This is a genomic window from uncultured Bradyrhizobium sp., from assembly GCF_947648125.1.
In the GTDB taxonomy this organism is placed as follows: domain Bacteria; phylum Pseudomonadota; class Alphaproteobacteria; order Rhizobiales; family Xanthobacteraceae; genus Bradyrhizobium.
The window spans coordinates 15008-32734 of record NZ_CANSMR010000017.1; the positions used below are offsets into that span (position 1 = coordinate 15008).

Below are 17727 nucleotides of genomic sequence, written 5' to 3' on the forward strand. Positions count from 1 at the left end.
CGGAACTGAGGACAAGGCTGGCGCGATGCACGGGACGAGGATCTTGCAGGAAGCCGACCGTCTGATGACGGTGTGCAATTCCTGCCGCTATTGCGAGGGCCTGTGCGCGGTGTTTCCCGCGATGGAGATGCGCCGCGCCTTCTCCGACGGCGACCTCAACTATCTCGCCAATCTGTGCCATTCCTGCGGCGCCTGCTACACCGACTGCCAGTTCTCGCCGCCGCACGAGTTCAACGTCAATGTCCCGAAGACGCTGGCGGTGGCGCGCGCCGAATCCTACGCGGCCTACGCCTGGCCGCGGGCCTTCTCCGGCGCGTTCGCGCGCAACGGCCTCGTCATCAGCCTGATCGCAGCGCTCAGCGTCGCCGCCTTCATCTTCGGCTTCGCCGCGATCAACGACCGCGGCGTGCTCACCGGCATCCACACCGGGCCCGGCGCGTTCTACGGACTGATGCCGCACAATGCGATGGCGCTGCTGTTCGGCGCCGCTTTGCTCTACGCGATCCTCGCGCTGGTGATGGGCGTCCGGTCGTTCTGGCGCGATATCGGCGAGCCGGTCGGCATGAAAACGGATGCGAAGGCGCTGTTGCAGGCGGTCCGCGACGCCGGCGAGCTGCGCTATCTCGACGGTGGCGGCGTCGGCTGCTTCAACGAGGACGATCACCCGACCGACCGCCGCAAGCTGTATCACCACTTCACCTTCTACGGCTTCGCCCTGTGCTTCGCCGCGACCTGCGTCGGCACGCTGTACCACTATCTGCTGGCGCGCGAGGCGCCCTATGCGTGGTGGGACCTGCCGGTGGTGCTCGGCACGCTCGGCGGCATCGGCCTCGTGGTCGGCCCGATCGGGCTCCTGTCGGAGAAATGGAAACGCGACCGCGTGCTGGTCGACGAGCAGCAGATGGGTATGGACACCGCGTTCATCCTGATGCTGTTCCTGACCAGCGTCACCGGCCTTGCCTTGCTGCTCTGGCGTGAGAGCGCCGCGATGGGTCCGCTGCTGGCGCTGCATCTCGGCGTGGTGTTCGCGCTGTTCATCACCATGCCCTACGGAAAATTCGTGCACGGCATCTACCGCTTCGTCGCGCTGGTGCGCTACGCACGGGAACGGCAGATGATGGCAGAATGAATGCGGAATGTAGGGTGGGTTAGCGAAGCGTAACCCGCCATCTTCTTCGCGGCACGAAGTCGGTCGGTTACGCCTTCCGCCTTCACTCGTTGAGCTACGGCGGACGTAGTCGGCTAACCCACCCTACGGGACCTCTCGCGTGGCGCCAGCGCGGCGGATACTACAAATCCACCACCACATAGTCGCTTTCGACCGCGACCTTGATGGTCTCGGCGACATACGGCCCTTTCACCACATTGGTACCCGGCTCGACGCTGACGGGATAGGCGCGCACGCGGAAGCGGCGCGGGTCGCAATAGGACTGGCCGGTGCGGATATCGAACTCCCAGCCGTGCCAGGGGCAGCGCAGGATCTCGCCGAGCTTGGTGTATTCGATCTCGCCGGGGTCTGACGACGAGGCAAGCCCGATCAGCGGCCCCTCGCACAGCGCCGCGCCCTGATGCGGACAGCGATTCAACAGGCCGAAGAACTCGCCCTTGACGTTGAAGACGGCAATCGGCCGTCCGTCGATCTCGAGGAATTTTCGCGAACCCGGCGGCAGTTCGTCCACCGGGGCAATTACATGACGCGCCATCAGTTGTTCTCACGCATGATCTGATTCGAAAAACCGGTTCCCACTTTTTCGGATCATGCGATACCGTACAGCTGCTTCGCATTGTCGAGATAAAACGCCTGGCGGTTGGCGTCGCTGACGCCGGCCGGCAGCACGCGCGACGGCTCGTCGTAATCCCAGTGCGGGTAGTCGGTCGCAAACAGCAGCTTGTCCCAGCCGATCCATTCGATGGTCTGGAACAGATGGTCGCGGCTCTCCGGATCCTCCATCGGCTGCGTCGTCCACCAGATGTGATCGCGGATATATTCCGACGGCTTGCGCTTCAGATGCGGCACCTCGGCATGCAGCCGCGCAAACACCTTGTCGAGCCGCCACGCCAGCGACGGCGCCCAGCCGAACCCAGCCTCGACCATCACCATCTTCAGTTTCGGGAAGCGTTCGAACACGCCCTCGAGCACGAGGCTCGCCAGCGCGGTCTGCTGGCACTGCGAATGGCCGACCATCTCCTCGATGTAGTAGCTCGGCCATCCCGAGGCCGTGATCGGGTTGCCGCCGAAGCCGAAGGCGTGCACGCCGATCGGAAGGCCGGCCTCCTGCGCCGCCTCATAGATCGGCCAGTAACGGCGCTGGCCGAGCGGCTCGACATTGCGGCTCAGCAGCAGCACCTGGACGAAATTCCTGTCACCTGCGCGCCTGCGGATTTCGGCGGCAGCCGACACGCCGTCCTCGTTGGCGACGACGACCGAGCCCTTCAGGCGCGAGTCCTTGCTGGTCCATTTCTCGATCTGCCAGTCGTTGATCGCCGAGCAGATCGCGGCCGCGAGATCCTGGTTGCGGATGCCCTGCCCGGTGTTGAGCGGGTTGAGCACGCCGAGCGCGACATTGTTGGGGTCGAGCAGCTGCTTCTGCATGAAGGACAGCGACGAGCCCTGCGGTCCGCCTTCCGGCGGATAGGCATCGCGGCGCGAAGCATTCGGCTGCGCCTTCGGGTATGGCGGTCCTCCCATCATGCCCTGATAAGGATGGACGCCGAATGTTTCGAGATGGGCGTGCCAGCGCTTGGCGAGGAACGGATTAAGTTCGTCGTTGGTCGCGCGCGCCGGATGGATGTCGCAATCGGCGATCGCGGTTTTGATGTTGCCGGACGACGCGGTCTGCGGATGCTCGCGAATCTGAATGTTCATGGCGTCGTCTCCTTCACATTCTGCTTCAGCCGGCCGTAGGTTGCGAGCGGATTGTCGATCATGATCTTGCGGACCAGATCCTGCGACAGCCCCTTCGGCAGCACCTCGTCACCGTCGAACTGCCAATGCGGGTAGTCGGTCGAGAATAGGATCAATTCGTCCGACTGCATATGGTCGAACAGCCGGTTCAGCGTATCCCCTTCCGGCGGTGCGTCGACCGGCTGCAGCGAGAAACGGATGTTGCTGCGCACAATCTCCAGCGGCGCGCGGTCGACCCACGGCGTCTCCATGCGCACGCCGCGCCAGAACTTGTGCAGCCGCCACAGGAACGGCGGCAGCCAGGTGAAGCCCGACTCCAGCATCACCATTTTCAGGTTCGGATGGCGCGCGAACACGCCCTCGACGATCAGGCTGGTGAGCTGGGTCTGGAACGCCTGCGCCTGCGCGACGTAGTCCTCGATGTGATAGGAACCCCAGCCGACCGAGGTCGGCGGATTGTGATAGGCGCTCCCGGCATGGATGCCGATCGGCAGGCCGAGCCGTTCGGCCGCGGCGTAGATCGGCCAATAGTGACGCTTGCCGAGCGGCATGTCGCCCATCACGAGCATCAGCACCTGCACGAAGCGCTTGTCCTGCGCACAGCGCTCGATTTCGGCGACCGCCTTCTCGATGCTCTGCACGGGGATCACGATCGAACCGCGCAGGCGATCGTCCTTGTCGAGCCATTCCTTGACCAGCCAGTCGTTCAGCGCGCGGGAGAAGGCATCGGCCATGTCCTCGGAGAACACCATCTGCACGCCATAGAGCGGATTGCAGATGCCGGTGGCGGTGCCGAACCGGTCGAGCGCCTGGCGCTGCATGTCGGCAAGGCTCGAACCCGGCTTGCCCTGTGCAGGACGCCAGTCCGGCCGCGAGGAGATCGGCGAATTGGCCGGATAGGATTGCGAGATCAGGTCGGTCATGCCGCGGGTCGTCACCTGGTCGCGCCAGTAGTCGTTCATGTACGGCAGCAGGCTGGTGAGATGAGGCACGGCGGGATGCAGATCGCAATCCACGCCACCCGCGATCGGCGACGTCATGGTGTTTCCTCCGCGCACGCTCTCGCAACAACTGTCGGGGCGTCGCTTGGCTGTTCTGCGGCATTCAAGCAGGCCGTGCCACGATCCGCAACTCGGCAGAGACCGGTGTGGTGTGCTAGGAAGGCAGAACGCCCCACGGGATTTTCATGGCAAGCAACGAGAACGAGCGCCGATGAACGCACTCATACCCATCGCCGAGCAGGTCGCCGCGAAACTGATCGCGAACAAGCAGACGATTGCGGTCGCGGAATCCTCCACCGGCGGACTGATCTCGGCATCGCTGCTCGCCGTGCCCGGCGCATCGGCCTATTTCCTCGGCGGCGGCGTGATCTACACCCGCGATGCGCGGCGCGCGCTGATGGACATTCCCGACGACGCCATGCGCGGTCTCCGCTCATCGTCAGAGCCTTATGCCCAGTTGCTGGCACGCCAGATCCGCGAGCGCCTCTCGACCGATTGGGGATTGTCGGAGACCGGTGCCGCCGGCCCGACCGGCAACCGCTACGGCGATGCCGCCGGCCATAGCTGCATGGCGGTCGCAGGTCCCCAGCAACAGGTGATCACGCTGGAGACCGCCAGCGGCGACCGGCAGGCCAACATGCAGGCGTTCGCGAAGGCGGCGCTGGAACTGTTGTTGACGAATCTATAGCTACTGTCGTCCCGGGCAAGCGAAGCGCGACCCGGGACCCATAACCACAAATGCTGGTTGTTGAAGGCGCTGGGGCCGCAGCGTCGATCCGAACAACCGGTTGTGGTTATGGGTCCCTGCTTTCGCAGGGACGACGTGGGGAAAGAACCCGCTCTGGGTTAAGAGGCCGTAGCCCGGATGGAGCGAAGCGTAATCCGGGGCACCGCGCGACCCGGATTTCGCTGCGCTCCATCGCCCCGTCATCCTGAGGTGCGAGCGGAGCGAGCCTCGAAGGATGCACGGGCATCAGCCGGGCCGTGGATCCTTCGAGACGCCTGCTACGCAGGCTCCTCAGGATGACGGGTCAATTATCTCGCGCGCTAGCTCACTTCTCGCGGAACGAGCGCATGAACTGGTCGCTCAGCGGCTTCATCAGGTACGACAGCATGGTGCGGTCGCCGGTCTGGACGAAGGCTTCGACCGGCATGCCGGGGATGATTTTCACCTCGCTGCCGAGGCGCGCGACCTCTTCCGGCGGCATCGAGACGCGGATCGTGTAGTAGCTCTGCCCGGTGCGCTGGTCGGTGTTGACGTCGGCGGAGACGCGGGTGACCACGCCGTTCAGCTCCGGCGTGGTGCGCTGGTTGAAGGCGGAGAGCCGCAGCACGGTCTTCTGTCCGACCTGGAGCTTGTCGATGTCCTGCGGATTGACCTTGGCCTCGACCGACAAATCATCGGCCCTCGGCACGATCATCATGATGGCATCGCCCGCGGTGACGACTCCGCCGACCGTGTGGACGGTGGATTGCAGCACCACGCCGTCCTGCGGGGCGCGGATATCGATACGGCGGAGCTGGTCTTCGGCGGTCACCTTGCGCTCGACGAACTCGCCGATCTTGTCGTTGGCCTCGCGCAGATCCTTCGAGACCTCCGAGAGCATGTCCTTGTCGACCTGGATGATCTGCAGCTCGGTCTCGGTGATCTTGCCCTTGGCCTGGGCGCGCGAGGCAATGTACTGCGCGCGCTCGCCGGAGAGCCGCGCCGCGTCGCGCTCCAGCGTGGTGAGACGCGTGAGCTGCACCAGATGCTGCTCATAGAGCTGGCGGACACCGACCAGCTCCTGCTGCACCAGCGCGATCTCCTTGTCCTTGGAGGTTTCCTGCGCCTGCAGGCCGGCGATTTCCTCGTTGAGCTGGGTGACGCGTTCGCGCAGCTGCGCCTTCTGGCCGGCGCGGCCGTTGACGCGGACCTCGAACAGCTTGGTTTCGCTTGCCATGATGTCGCGGACGTCGGGATCCCTCGCCTGCTCGGTGAGCTGCGGCGGAAACGCGATCTTGTCGAGGCCCTGCTGTTCGGCCTGGAGCCGGGCCGCACGCGCATAGAGACCGTTCAGCGTCTTGACCACGATCGCAAGGCTCGCCTTCACGACGGTCTCGTCGAGACGCACGACAACGTCGCCCGCCTTGACCGTGTCGCCGTCGCGCGCCAGGATTTCGCCGACGACGCCGCCGGTCGGATGCTGCACCTTCTTGACGTTGGTATCGACCACCACCGAGCCCGGCGCGATCAGCGCGCCCGAGATCGGCACCGTCGCAGCCCAGCCGCCGACGCCGCCGCCCAGGACCAGGACAACGGCGAGACCGACCACGAGATGCTTCCTGATCGAAGCATGTGCGTTGCGCGGCTGATCGGTCATGCGGCCGCTCATGACTTGGTCGCCCCCGCATCGGCGACGATCTTGATCGGCGTGGGCGCTGGCGGCGCGACGCGCTGCAGCACCTGCGCCAGCACGGTCTCCTTCGGCCCGAAGGTCTGCATGCGGCCGTCCTTGAGCACGAGCAGCTGGTCAACGCCCTCGATGCCGATCGGCCGATGTGCGACCACGATGACGACGGCGCCGCGCTCGCGGGCGCCACGCACCGCGCGGGTCAGCGCCTCGTCGCCTTCGCTGTCGAGATTGGAGTTCGGCTCGTCCAGCACGATCAGGAACGGATTGCCGTAGAGCGCACGCGCCAGCGCCACGCGCTGTGCCTGGCCGGCGGAGAGCGCAGTGCCCTGCTCGCCGACCTGGGTGTCGTAGCCCTCGCGCATCTTGATGATCATCTCATGCACGCCGGCCTCCTTGGCCGCCGCGATGATGCCGTCGGACTTGGCGTCGGGATCGAAGCGGCAGATGTTCTGCGCGACCGTACCGGCGAACAGTTCGACGTCCTGCGGCAAATAGCCGACATGGCGGCCGAGTTGGTCCGACGACCACTGATCGAGCGCGGCACCGTCGAGCCGTACCTTGCCGCGCACCGGCACCCAGACGCCGACCAGCGCCCGGATCAGCGACGACTTGCCGGACCCGCTCGGGCCGATCACGCCGACGCCGCTGCCGGCTTCGACGGCGAAGGTGACGTCTTGCACGATCGGGCGCTGGTCACCCGGCGCAACCATGGTCACCGCCTCGACCGAGAGCTTCTTCTGCGGCGCCTGCAGCAGCGTCTGCTCCGGCCGCGCCGGAATCTGCTGCAGCAGGCGGTTGAGGCGCTGCCAGCTCTGCCGCGCGGCGACGAAGCTCTTCCAATGCGCGATCGCGAGATCGACCGGCGCCAGCGCCCGCGCGCTCAGGATCGAGCCGGCGATGATGATGCCACCGGTGGCCTCCTGGTGGATCACGAGATAGGCACCAACCGCGAGCACGGCGGACTGCAGCATCATGCGCAGCACCTTGGCGACCGCACCGAGCCCGCCGCTCACGTCGCTCGCGCGCTGGTTGCCGGACAGATACTCCTCGTTGGCTTCGTTCCAGCGCTTGTTCATCCGCCCGGCCATGCCCATCGCCACGAGCACTTCGGCGTTGCGGCGGCTGGAGGCGGCGAGATCGTTGCGCCGCGCCGCGAGCGACATCGCTTCCCTGGCCGGCGTGCGCGACATGTATTCGGTGATCAGCGTCAGCGTCACCAGGATGATGGCGCCGACCAGCGCCGTGACGCCGAGCAGCCAATGGAACGCAAAGCAGATCAACATGTAGAACGGCAGCCAGGGCAGGTCGAAGAACGCGCCGGGACCCATGCTGCCGAGGAAGGAACGCACATTGTCGAGGTCGCGCAGCGGCTGCAGGCCCTCGCTGCGATTGCCGGCCATCAGCGGCAGCCGCACGATGGTGTCGAACACCCGCGCATTGAGCGCTTCGTCGAGCGAGGTGCCGACGCGGCCGAGGATCCGTCCGCGCAGCAGATCGAGCACACCCTGGGCCATGTAGAGGGCCGCGGCGATGACGACGAGGCCGACCAGAGTCGGAACGCTGCGGCTCGGCAGCACCCGGTCGTAAACTTGCAGCATGAACATCGAACCTGTCAGGTACAGCAGGTTGATCATGCAGCTGATGAGGCCGACGCCGATGAAGGCACTGCGGCATGCGCGCAGCGCCTCAGCCAGTTCGGAACGCCGGACAGCGGGCGCGACTGCCATAAAAACCGATCTCTGCAAATCAAAAGAGTTACGTGATCACCACGTTGTATAGACGTTTGCGACCACCGTCCATTTCAAGTCGCGCCAACCAAAGCATGGTTCGCGGCCTATTTTTGTGACTGCACAGACAGTTGACGGAATAATTTGCGTTAACCAGCCTCGGAACCCGGACCCGCAGCGGGTGCGCTTCTCGGAAAGGGCACGAGAATGACCGACATCGAGACCCGGCCGATCTCGCCATCCACATCGAGCAATACCCCGCTGCCGACGCCAAGCCCGGCCTCCGGGCGCCAGCGGGCCTCGGCGCGAATGCCGATCCACGCGCCCCGTGGCGGCCTGAACAGTTGCACCGCGAGGTTCGGATTGGGGTCGGCCACCACGTTCTGCACCGGTCGTGCGATGCCGTGGGTCCAATCGGCCGGACCGAGCACGCGCGCCAGCGGGCCGGCATCCGCGATCACGCTATGGTGCATACGAAACCAGGCGACGTCGCCGCCGGCACGGGCTTCCATCGCGTCCATGAACCAGCTGCGGCCATGGACCGCGTGCGGGCTGTGCAACGGAAAACGCGTGGGATCCACCGGGTCGGCTGCGCTGCCGTGAAAGCCGGGGATATCGACCGCACGTTCGCGCGACAGCGTCACGCGCACCGTCGCACAGGGCTGCTCCTCGCCGGCCGGCCAGAGCGTGTTGTCGACGACGCTGACCCGGCCGCCCTCGGTCACGACGGTCACTTGCGTGCGCAATTCCGCCATCGGCGTCGGCCGCAGGAACCAGGCTGACGCCGATATCGCGGCGCCCCAGTTGCGCGAACCTGCCATCGCCTCGACCTCGGCGGTCAAGAGACTTGCGACCGCTCCGCCCTGGAGGCCTGCGAACGGCCCCGCCGCCAGCGCGGCGGGCCTCCAGTGATGCGGCGTGGCGAGCGGTTCGAAGATGGCCAAGGCGGATGAGATCCCATCAGATGAGCAGGATTGAGCGTAGGAGCAATCTGATCCAAGAATAGCGGCCATGACAAAAGGCCATTCATCACTTCAGGTGAACAGGATTCACCCATTGGACGCCCCGGATCCGCGGGCCATCCCGCCGCTGCCGGCGCTGCTCGCCTTCGAGCGCGCGGCAACCCAGTTTAGCTTCCGCCGCGCCGCGCGCGACCTGTCGCTGAGCCCGTCCGCAATCAGCCACCAGATCCGCGGACTGGAGCAGCAGTTCGGCACCAAGCTGTTCGTCCGCGGCGCGCGCTCGGTGCGGCTGACCGCGGCCGGCGAACGCTACCTTGCAAAGGTGTCGGTCGCGCTGGCGACGCTGCAGGAAGCAAGCCGCGACATGCTGCGGCGACGCGGCGAGGCCAGCGGCGAGCTGTGGATCAGCTCACTGCCGTTCTTCACCAGCGCCGTGCTGCTGCCGGCGCTGCCGGAGTTCAAGCGGCGCCATCCGCAGCTGACGTTGCGGATCGAGGCCACGCACCAATATGCCGACTTCAACGGCTCGCGCGTCGATGTCGCGGTCCGCTACGGGCGGGAACATGCCGCCGGGCTGAAGGTCGAGCCGCTGGTCCGGGTCAGCGGACAGCCGGTCTGCACGCCGGCGCTGGTCAAGGCGGGACTGCAGCGGCCGGAGGACCTGTCGCGCGAGGTTCTGATCCATGTCACGACTCAACCGCGGGCCTGGCCGGCCTGGCTGCAGCAGGCCGGACTGCCGCAACTCGCCCCGCGCGGGCATCTGTGGCTCGACAGCGTGCCGGCGATGCTGGAGGCCGCCGAGCACGGGCTCGGCGTTGCGATCGCGATCGCGCCGCTGATCAAGGCGCGGCCCGGCTTCGGCAAGAGGCTGGTGGCGCCGTTTGCGTTCGAGGCCGAGCCCAGCGAGACGATCTACCTGATCTCGCGCACCGAGCAGGCGCGGGACCGGCGGATCGCGGCGGTGCGGCGCTGGATCGCCGACGCAGTCGCGCGGGCGAGCTAAGCCTGCTGAGCTTGGTTGAGCTGGAACGGCGTCGAAAGTTCACCTCTCCCTTGGGAGAGGTCGATTTGCGCAGCAAATCGGGTGAGGGGTTACGGTCTATCGAGAGAGCAAGAGCCCTCACCCGGATTGCACTGGACGATGCTTCGCATCGCCAGGCGCAATCCGACCTCTCCCCGATGGGGAGAGGTGAACCGAAACCTTGGCAAGCTCATTCAACCTCATCCTGCCTTTAGACCGCGGCGGCCGCCGGCTCAGCGAGGACGCAGCGTGCCAGATGGCCGGGTGCGACCTGCACGCTCGGCGGCAGGCTCACACTGCAACGCGGTTCGGCGAACTTGCAGCGCGGTGCAAAGGAGCAGCTGGCCGGTGCCTGGTCGAGCGAGGGCGGCGTGCCCGGGATGGTCTCGAGCCGCTGGCCGCGCATCGCGCCGTGAATGGTCGAGGCCAGCAAGCCCTTCGCGTAGGGATGGACCGGCGTGCGCACGATATCGCGCAAGGCGCCCTGCTCCACGATCTGGCCGGCATACATCACCGCGACCCGGTCGCAGATCTCGATGGCAACGCCGATGTCGTGGGTGACGAAGATGACGGACATCCCGAATTCGCGCTGCAACTCGCGCAGCAGCAGCAGGATCTGGATCTGCACGGTGGCGTCGAGCGCGGTAGTCGGCTCGTCCGCGAGCAGGATCTTCGGCTTGCAGGCCAGCGCCAGCGCGATCATCGCACGCTGGCGCATGCCGCCCGACATCTCATGCGGATAGGAGTCCAGCCTTCGTTTCGCGGAGGGGATCCGCACCACTTCGAGCATCTCGAGCGCGCGCGCCGTGGCGTCGCGCTCGCTCTTGCCCTCGTGACGCATCACCGTCTCCGCGATCTGACGGCCGATGGTGTAGACCGGATCGAGCGCCAGCGCCGGCTCCTGGAAGATCATCGAGACGGTCTGCCCGCGGAATGCGGACAGCGTCTCGTCATCCATCGCCAGCACATCGCGGCCGAGCACCTTGACGCTACCGGAGATCTGCGTGCGCTTCTTCGGCAACAGCCGCATCAGCGCGCGCAGCGTCACGCTCTTGCCCGAGCCGGACTCGCCGAGCAGCCCCAACACCTCGCCCTCGCCGAGCTGTAGGCTGAGATCGTTCACGGCATGGACCGTGCGATCGCCGGTGAAGCGGATGTTGAGGTTGTTGATCTCGACGAGATTGGTCATGCGAGCTTGGGTACCCTGGCGTGGAAGTCGGTCGCGCGCTGGAAGGCAGCACCAATCCGGAGCAACACCGCTTCCTCGAAGGAGCGGCCGATCAGCTGCATGCCGACCGGCAGACCCGCCTTGGTGAAGCCCGATGGAATCGAGAGAGACGGCAGGCCGAGATAGTTGACCGGGCGGGTGAACCGCGTCAGCCGCTGGATCACCGCTTCCGCGCCCGGACCGTTGCCGACGTCGCTCTCGGCGATCGTCGGCGCCGGTACCGGGGCCGACGGCGCGATCACCGCATCGATCCCGTTGACCGCCGCGTTGTGCGCGGCGAGCGCGGGCCCGCGCCAGCGCATTGCTTCGAGATAGGTCACCGCGGGAATGGTGAGGCCATTCTGCAGCCGCATCAGGACTTGTGCGCCATAATCCTGCGGCCGTTCGATCATCCAGCGTTTGTGGTAAGCTGCGGCTTCGGCCGCGAGCACCAGTTGCGACGCGGCGCTGAGCTGGCGCTGATCGGGCAGCTCGACCTTGACGATCTCGGCGCCTTCCTTCTTCAGGGTGGCCACGGTCTCATCGAGGATGCGCGCGACCTCAGGATCGAGGTCGTCGACGTAGAATGCCGTCGGGACGCCGATCTTGAGACCCTTCAGCGATTGTCTGGTCGCAGCCAGATAGTCGGGCACCGGTTGCGTCGACGCCGTCAGATCCTCGGGGTCAGCGCCGGCCATCAGGCCGAGCAGCAGCGCGCAGTCCTCCGCGGTCTGCGCCAGCGGACCGACGGTATCGAGCGACTGCGACAGCGGCATCGCGCCGGCGCGACTGACGCGGCCGACCGTCGTCTTCAGGCCAGTGACGCCGCAGAAATGCGCGGGCATGCGCACCGAGCCGCCGGTGTCGGAGCCGAGCGCGGCAAAGGTGAGACGTGCGGCGACCGCCGAGCCCGAGCCCGACGACGAGCCGCCGGTGATGTGTTCGACGTTCCAGGGATTGCGCACCGCGCCGTAATGCACATTGTGGCCGGTCGGCCCATAGGCGAACTCGACCATCTGCAGCGAGCCGAGCCGGACCTGCCCGGCATCCTTCAGCCGCTGCAATGCCGTCGCGGTCGTCTTCGGCACGAAGTCGCGGCGGATCAGCGAGCCGCAGGTCACGACCTTGCCGGCCTCGTAATACATGTCCTTGTGCGCCAGCGGCACGCCGTGCAGCGGACCCCGGCTATTGCCCTTGGCGAGCGCGGCGTCGGCTTCGGCTGCGGCCGCAAGCGCCTGCTCGGATTCGATCGCCATATAGGCGTTGAGGCGCGGCTGCCATTCCGCAATGCGATGCAGCACGGCGCGCGTCACCTCATGCGAGGAGACTTTCTTGTCGGCAATCGCCTTGGCGACTGCGGTCAGCGTCATCAGGGCCGGTTCGGTGCTCATTTCGACACCTGCTGCGCCAGCAGGAAGCTCGCGGGTTCGAGATCGAACGGCAGCGTGCCGGCAATCGGCGCGAAGCCGTCGAATGCCGGGCCGATCGAATTGGCGATGCGGTTCGCTACCTCATCATCAGCGGGCACGTCGGCGACGTGCGCGATCACCTTGACGTCCCTGGGAGCTGGTCTGGTCATGCCGCGTTTTCTCCTTTTGCTTTTGCCGGCGCGCGGCTGTGCCCGGAGCCAGCAATGGCCATGTAGCACGCCGCTTGATGGCCCATTGTATCGAGATCGCTGAGTTTTGGCGTGTCGTTTGCGCAGAGCGGCTCCGCAAACGGACAACGGGTGTGAAACCGGCAGCCGGCCGGCGGATCGATCGGATTGGGCGGATCGCCCGAGATCGGCGGCACCTCGGTGCGCCTGTCGGGATCGGATGACGGCATCGCCGCGAGCAGCGCGCGGGTATAGGGATGCGCCGGCGCGTCCCAGACCGCGTCGACCGGCCCGAGCTCGACGACTTCGCCGAGATACATCACAAGCACGCGATCGGAGATGTAGCGGACCACGTTGAGATCGTGGCTGATGAAGAGATAAGTCAGGCCGAATTCGCGCTTCAAATCGGCGAGCAGATTGAGCACCTGCGCCTCGACCGATTTGTCGAGCGCGGAAACCGCCTCGTCGAGGATCACGAGCCGCGGCGACAGCGCGAGCGCGCGGGCGATGTTGACGCGCTGACGCTGGCCGCCGGACACCTCATGCGGATAGCGGTTGGCGAATATCTCCGGCCGCAAGCCGACTTTGCCGAGCAGCTCGCGCGCCAGCGTCCGCGCCGTGTCATCGGCCATGCCGTGGACTTTGGGTCCGAAGGCGATCGACTCCTCGATGGTGAGGCGCGGATTGAGCGAGGCGTAGCTGTCCTGGAACACCATCTGCACACCGCGCCGCAAATCGCGCAGCGAGAGCGCCGGGCCGACCTGCCGGCCGTCAAAGATGATGTCGCCGGCATCACGCGCCATCAGGTGCATCAGCAGCCGCGCGGTGGTCGATTTGCCGCAGCCGGATTCGCCGACAATACCGACGGTCTCCCCTTTCATGACCGCGAAATTGACGTCGTCGACGGCACGCACGGTCTTGCGTGGACTGAACAGCCCGCCACGCACCGGGAAGTGCTTGGTCAGTCCTTTGACCTGCAGCAGCGGCTGCGCGGCGCCGCCGATATCGGCGATCGGCTCCAGCATGTCGACGGAGAGATTGGCGTCGCTCATGTTCTAGTTCCTGATGTCCATGGCGCTGCGCATGCCGTCGCTGAGCAGATTGAAGCAGATCGAGACCGCGAAGATCATCGCGCCCGGCAGCGCCGCGACCCATGGATTGACATAGATCGCGGTACGCAGCGTGTTCAGCATCAAGCCCCATTCCGGCTCCGGCGGCTTGGTGCCGAGCCCAAGGAACGAAAGGCCCGCGGCGAGGATCATCGACACCGAGATCAGGCCGGTGGCATAGACGAAGATCGGGCCGAGTACATTGCCGAGCATGTGCACGCGCATGATGGTGAACGGACCGGCGCCGGAGGCGCGCGCCGCCTCGACAAAATCCATGTTGCGGACGCCGGTGGTGACGCTTTCGGCGACGCGGGTGATCTGCGGCACGAACACGATGGTCAGCGACACGATCGAATTGGTGATGCCGGCGCCGAGCGCACCCGAGATCGCTATCGCCAGCAACACCGACGGGAAGGCGTAGAACACGTCAACGGTGCGCATGATCGCGGTGTTGAGCTTGCCGCCGACGTAACCCGCGACGAGGCCGAGCGAGGTGCCGATGGTGAAGGCGAGGATCACCGGCAGGATGCCGATGACCAGCGACAGCCGTCCGCCATAGATCAGCCGCGCCAGCATGTCGCGGCCGAGCTCGTCGGTACCGAGCGGATAGCCCGGCGTGCCGATGTGTCGGAGACGACGGATCATCGAGCCCTGATAGGGATCGGCGAGATGCAGCCATGGCGCCAGCAGCGCGGAGGCGAAGATCAGCACCAGGATGATGGCGCAGGCCATGCTGACCTTGTCGCGCCTGATGCGACGCCCGACCGTCGCCCAGTAGCCGCGCGCCTTGGTCGCGGGAGCGGCCTGCAATGCAGTATCTGACATCGCACTCATGCGCTGGCTCTTTGTTGGAGCATGATCTCCGCGCAAACGCGTTCCGCGTTTGTCGCGAGGGAAAACCGGTCCCCACTTTTCCGGATCATGCTCAGCTCCGCTTGATGCGCGGATCGATCGCGGCCTGCGCGATATCGACCAGGAGATTGAGCAGCACGAAGAACAGCGCCAGCACCAGGATCGTGCCCTGCAGCAGCGGCAGATCGCGCTGGAAGATCGCCGAGTTCAGCAGCAGCCCCGAGCCCGGCCAGGAGAACACGGTCTCGATCAGGATCGAGCCGCCGAGCATGTAGCCGAGTTGCAGGCCCATCACCGCAAGCGCCGTCGGCGCCGCGTTCTTGATGACGTGACGAAACACCCCGGTCTCACGCAGGCCCTTGGCACGCAGCGCCTCGACGAAATCCTGGCTCAGAATATCGCCGGTCAGCGCGCGCACTGTGCGGGTGACGATGCCCATCGGGATCACCGAGGTGGTGATCGCCGGCAGCACCAGATAGCGCAGATGCTCCCAGTCCCACGCCCAGGCGCCGGAGCCGCCGGGACCGGCACCGACCGCGGGCAGCCAGTTGAGCTGCACCGAGAAGATGATGACCAGCACCATGCCGAGCCAGTAATGCGGCAGCGAGACGCCGGCGATGGCGACCGACGTCGCGACCTTGTCGACCCAGGTGTCGCGGAAATAACCGGCGATCAGGCCGAACAGCAGGCCCAGCGTGAAGCCGATCATTGCAGCCGCAATCGCAAGCATCACGGTGTTGCCGACCGCGCGCATCACTTCCGACAGCACCGGCCGCCCGGTGGCGATCGAATTGCCGAGATCACCATGGATCGCGCGCCACAGCCACAGGCCGAACTGCACCGGCAACGGGCGATCGAAGCCGTAAGCGCTGCGCAATTGCGCGGCGAGCTCCTGCGAGGCGTCGGCCGGCAGCACCGCGACCAAGGGGTCGCCGGGCGTGATGTGCACCAAGAGGAAGCACACCAGCGCAACGCTGAGCACGATCGGAATGACGTAGACGATCCGTCTGGACGTATAGGCGAGCACGTTGCGTTCTTTCTTCCTTCTCCCCTTGTGGGAGAAGGTGGCGCGCAGAGCGCGCCGGATGAGGGGTTCTATCCGCGGATAAAGTCATTTCAGATCGGAGAGGAGCGCCCGCGGAGACAACCCCTCACCCGGCTTCGCTCTCGCGAAGCCACCCTCTCCCGCAAGGGGAGAGGGTGCACCGAGTATTCGCTACCCCCTCACGGCACGACCGAGACCGGCGAGAAGTCGACGAACCAGCTCTTCGGCTGCACAAAGCCCTTGACCTTCGGGCTCATCGCGCGCGGCGCAACGTCGTGAGCGACGTAAAGGAACGCCGCATCGTCGACCGAGGCGGCGTGCAGTTCGGCGAGCGCGGCGTCGCGCGCCGCCGGTTCGAAGGTCTGGCGGGCCTTCTTCACCAGCTCATCAAACTTCGGATTGTTGATGAAGCCCCAATTGTTCGAGACCGGCGGCGCCATGCCCGATTGCAGGAAGCGCACCAGCGCGAAGAACGGATCCATCGCCGCATAGGTGACGTTGGTCGCGTTCGATCCGTTGGCCGACGGATCCTTGGCGCCGCGCCGCCAGTTGGTGAACAGCGTATTCCACTCGATGACGTCGAGCTGCACATCGAAATAGCACTCGGCCAAAGCCTGCTGCAGATACTCGTTCATCGGCAGCGGCAGCATTTGGCCCGAACCTGATGCCGAGGTCTGGATCTTGACCGTCAGCTTCTTGTTGGGACCGAAGCCGGCCTCCTGCATCAGCTTTTGCGCCGCCGGCTTGTCATACTTGATCTGGAAGGTCGGATTGCCGCGCCAGGGATGGCCGGACTCGAACGTGCCGGTGGCCGGCACCATCAGCCCCGCGAGCAGGCCGTCGCGCAGCCCTTCGCGATCGACGCAGAGGTTGGCGGCCTTGCGGACGCGGATGTCATTCCACGGCGAGCCCTCGACGCGGGAGAACTGCCACGGCCAGACATGCGGCTCCTCGTTGGAATAGAGATTAAAGCCACGCTGCTTGATCTCGGGCAGCGCGTCGGGCGCCGGCGCCTCGATCCAGTTGACCTGCCCCGACAGCAGCGCCGCAGTGCGCGCGTTGGCCTCGGGCATCGGCAACAGCACCATCTTGTCGGTCTTCGGCACGCGGGCCTTGTCCCAGTAGTTCTCGTTCTTCACCAGCTCGAGCCGCTCGCGCGGCGTGAAGCTCGACATCTTCCACGGGCCGGTGCCCGAAGCGTCCTTGGCGAACGCCGCCCAGGCGGCCTGCGACTTCGCCTTGGCATCGGCACCTTCGGCCTTGTCGTAGAACTTCTGCCACTTGGCCGGGCTCGCCATGAACAGATTGGTGAGGTTGATCGGCAGGAAGCTGTCCGGCTCCTTGGTGGTCAACTCAACCGTCATGTCGTCGATCTTGCGCGCCGACACCAGCGTCGGCATCCGCGAGGCGGTGACGCCGACCTGGCTCGCGTCGTACTGCGGCGCGTCCTGCTTCAGTACCTTGTCGACGTTCCAGACCACCGCGTCGGCATTGAACGGCGAGCCGTCGTGAAAGCTGACGCCGGGACGCAGCTTGAAGACCCACTTGGTCTTGTCGGCGTCGTCGACCTTCCACTCGGTGGCGAGGCCCGGAATCATCGCGCTCGCCTTGTCCGACGAGGACAGGTCCCACATCGTCAGCGCGTCATACATCGTGAGCCCGGTGAAACGGTTGCCCTCAAAACCCTGGTCGGGCTGCCCGAGCGTGCGCGGAATATCGGCAGCCGTCATGCCAATACGCAGCACGGTCTCGGCGCTGGCGATAACAGGCACACACGCGGCCATCGCAAGCGCCAGCATGATCGCCGTCGCATTGGTCTTCCTGTTACGCATCTGAGCAACCCCTTCGAAGTCTGGTGACGTTTTGGTGATTATTTCTTGGGCAAGCGTATGCAATGCCTGTGCC

The 17727-nt window shown here is 65.8% G+C and carries 16 protein-coding genes; 3 read left to right on the plus strand and 13 right to left on the minus strand.

The window, feature by feature from the left end; all coding sequences use genetic code 11:
* Positions 1-25: 25 nt before the first annotated feature.
* Positions 26-1129, plus strand: coding sequence for a tricarballylate utilization 4Fe-4S protein TcuB (gene tcuB / locus Q0030_RS26220; protein WP_298373493.1), 1104 nt, complete (start codon positions 26-28; stop codon positions 1127-1129).
* 160 nt (positions 1130-1289) lie between these two features.
* On the opposite strand, the gene Q0030_RS26225 is transcribed toward tcuB, so the two are convergent.
* From Q0030_RS26225 to Q0030_RS26235, 3 genes are read right to left on the minus strand one after another with little or no spacing between them, the layout of a single operon-like run.
* Positions 1290-1703: a Rieske (2Fe-2S) protein gene (locus Q0030_RS26225; RefSeq protein ID WP_016846808.1), complete on the minus strand. Its 414-nt coding sequence runs from the start codon at positions 1701-1703 to the stop codon at positions 1290-1292.
* A gap of 53 nt (positions 1704-1756) precedes the next feature.
* A complete protein-coding gene (locus Q0030_RS26230; protein WP_298373501.1) occupies positions 1757-2866 on the minus strand; it encodes an amidohydrolase family protein in 1110 nt (369 codons plus the stop codon).
* Complete coding sequence (locus Q0030_RS26235) at positions 2863-3945, minus strand: amidohydrolase family protein (protein ID WP_298373503.1); 1083 nt, start codon at positions 3943-3945, stop codon at positions 2863-2865. Before Q0030_RS26235 ends, Q0030_RS26230 begins: the two co-directional genes overlap by 4 nt.
* Positions 3946-4117: 172 nt before the next feature.
* On the opposite strand from Q0030_RS26235, the gene Q0030_RS26240 reads away from it, so the two are divergent.
* The gene (locus Q0030_RS26240; RefSeq protein ID WP_298373505.1) at positions 4118-4594 is read left to right on the plus strand and encodes a CinA family protein; all 477 of its coding nucleotides are present in this window, start codon (positions 4118-4120) and stop codon (positions 4592-4594) included.
* Positions 4595-4958: 364 nt separating this feature from the next.
* Here the strand turns inward: Q0030_RS26240 and Q0030_RS26245 are convergent, their stop codons facing one another.
* The 3 genes from Q0030_RS26245 to Q0030_RS26255 form a co-directional block, all read right to left on the minus strand.
* Positions 4959-6269, minus strand: a complete 1311-nt coding sequence (locus Q0030_RS26245; protein WP_298373508.1) for an HlyD family type I secretion periplasmic adaptor subunit — start codon at positions 6267-6269, stop codon at positions 4959-4961.
* An 8-nt stretch (positions 6270-6277) separates the two neighbouring features.
* Complete coding sequence (locus Q0030_RS26250) at positions 6278-8029, minus strand: type I secretion system permease/ATPase (RefSeq protein ID WP_298373510.1); 1752 nt, start codon at positions 8027-8029, stop codon at positions 6278-6280.
* A 149-nt stretch (positions 8030-8178) separates the two neighbouring features.
* Complete coding sequence (locus Q0030_RS26255) at positions 8179-8973, minus strand: acyl-CoA thioesterase domain-containing protein (RefSeq protein WP_298373512.1); 795 nt, start codon at positions 8971-8973, stop codon at positions 8179-8181.
* Between the two features lie 112 nt (positions 8974-9085).
* Here Q0030_RS26255 and Q0030_RS26260 point away from each other — a divergent pair, with 112 nt between their 5' ends.
* The gene (locus tag Q0030_RS26260; RefSeq protein ID WP_298373515.1) at positions 9086-9994 is read left to right on the plus strand and encodes a LysR substrate-binding domain-containing protein; all 909 of its coding nucleotides are present in this window, start codon (positions 9086-9088) and stop codon (positions 9992-9994) included.
* A 229-nt stretch (positions 9995-10223) separates the two neighbouring features.
* Here Q0030_RS26260 and Q0030_RS26265 read toward each other — a convergent pair whose 3' ends face one another.
* From Q0030_RS26265 to Q0030_RS26295, 7 genes are all read right to left on the minus strand, one after another.
* A complete protein-coding gene (locus Q0030_RS26265) occupies positions 10224-11201 on the minus strand; it encodes an ABC transporter ATP-binding protein (RefSeq protein ID WP_298373517.1) in 978 nt (325 codons plus the stop codon).
* Entirely contained in the window at positions 11198-12610 is a 1413-nt protein-coding gene (locus tag Q0030_RS26270) for an amidase (protein WP_298373520.1), read from the minus strand. The genes Q0030_RS26265 and Q0030_RS26270 overlap by 4 nt, the downstream gene beginning before the upstream one ends.
* Complete coding sequence (locus tag Q0030_RS26275) at positions 12607-12798, minus strand: hypothetical protein (RefSeq protein ID WP_298373521.1); 192 nt, start codon at positions 12796-12798, stop codon at positions 12607-12609. The genes Q0030_RS26270 and Q0030_RS26275 overlap by 4 nt, the downstream gene beginning before the upstream one ends.
* Entirely contained in the window at positions 12795-13868 is a 1074-nt protein-coding gene (locus Q0030_RS26280) for an oligopeptide/dipeptide ABC transporter ATP-binding protein (protein WP_298373522.1), read from the minus strand. Before Q0030_RS26280 ends, Q0030_RS26275 begins: the two co-directional genes overlap by 4 nt.
* 3 nt (positions 13869-13871) lie before the next feature.
* The gene (locus Q0030_RS26285) at positions 13872-14759 is read right to left on the minus strand and encodes an ABC transporter permease (protein ID WP_298373525.1); all 888 of its coding nucleotides are present in this window, start codon (positions 14757-14759) and stop codon (positions 13872-13874) included.
* A gap of 91 nt (positions 14760-14850) precedes the next feature.
* Positions 14851-15804: an ABC transporter permease gene (locus Q0030_RS26290; RefSeq protein WP_176528672.1), complete on the minus strand. Its 954-nt coding sequence runs from the start codon at positions 15802-15804 to the stop codon at positions 14851-14853.
* Between the two features lie 197 nt (positions 15805-16001).
* The gene (locus Q0030_RS26295; RefSeq protein WP_298373906.1) at positions 16002-17621 is read right to left on the minus strand and encodes an ABC transporter substrate-binding protein; all 1620 of its coding nucleotides are present in this window, start codon (positions 17619-17621) and stop codon (positions 16002-16004) included.
* Between the last annotated feature and the right edge of the window lie 106 nt (positions 17622-17727).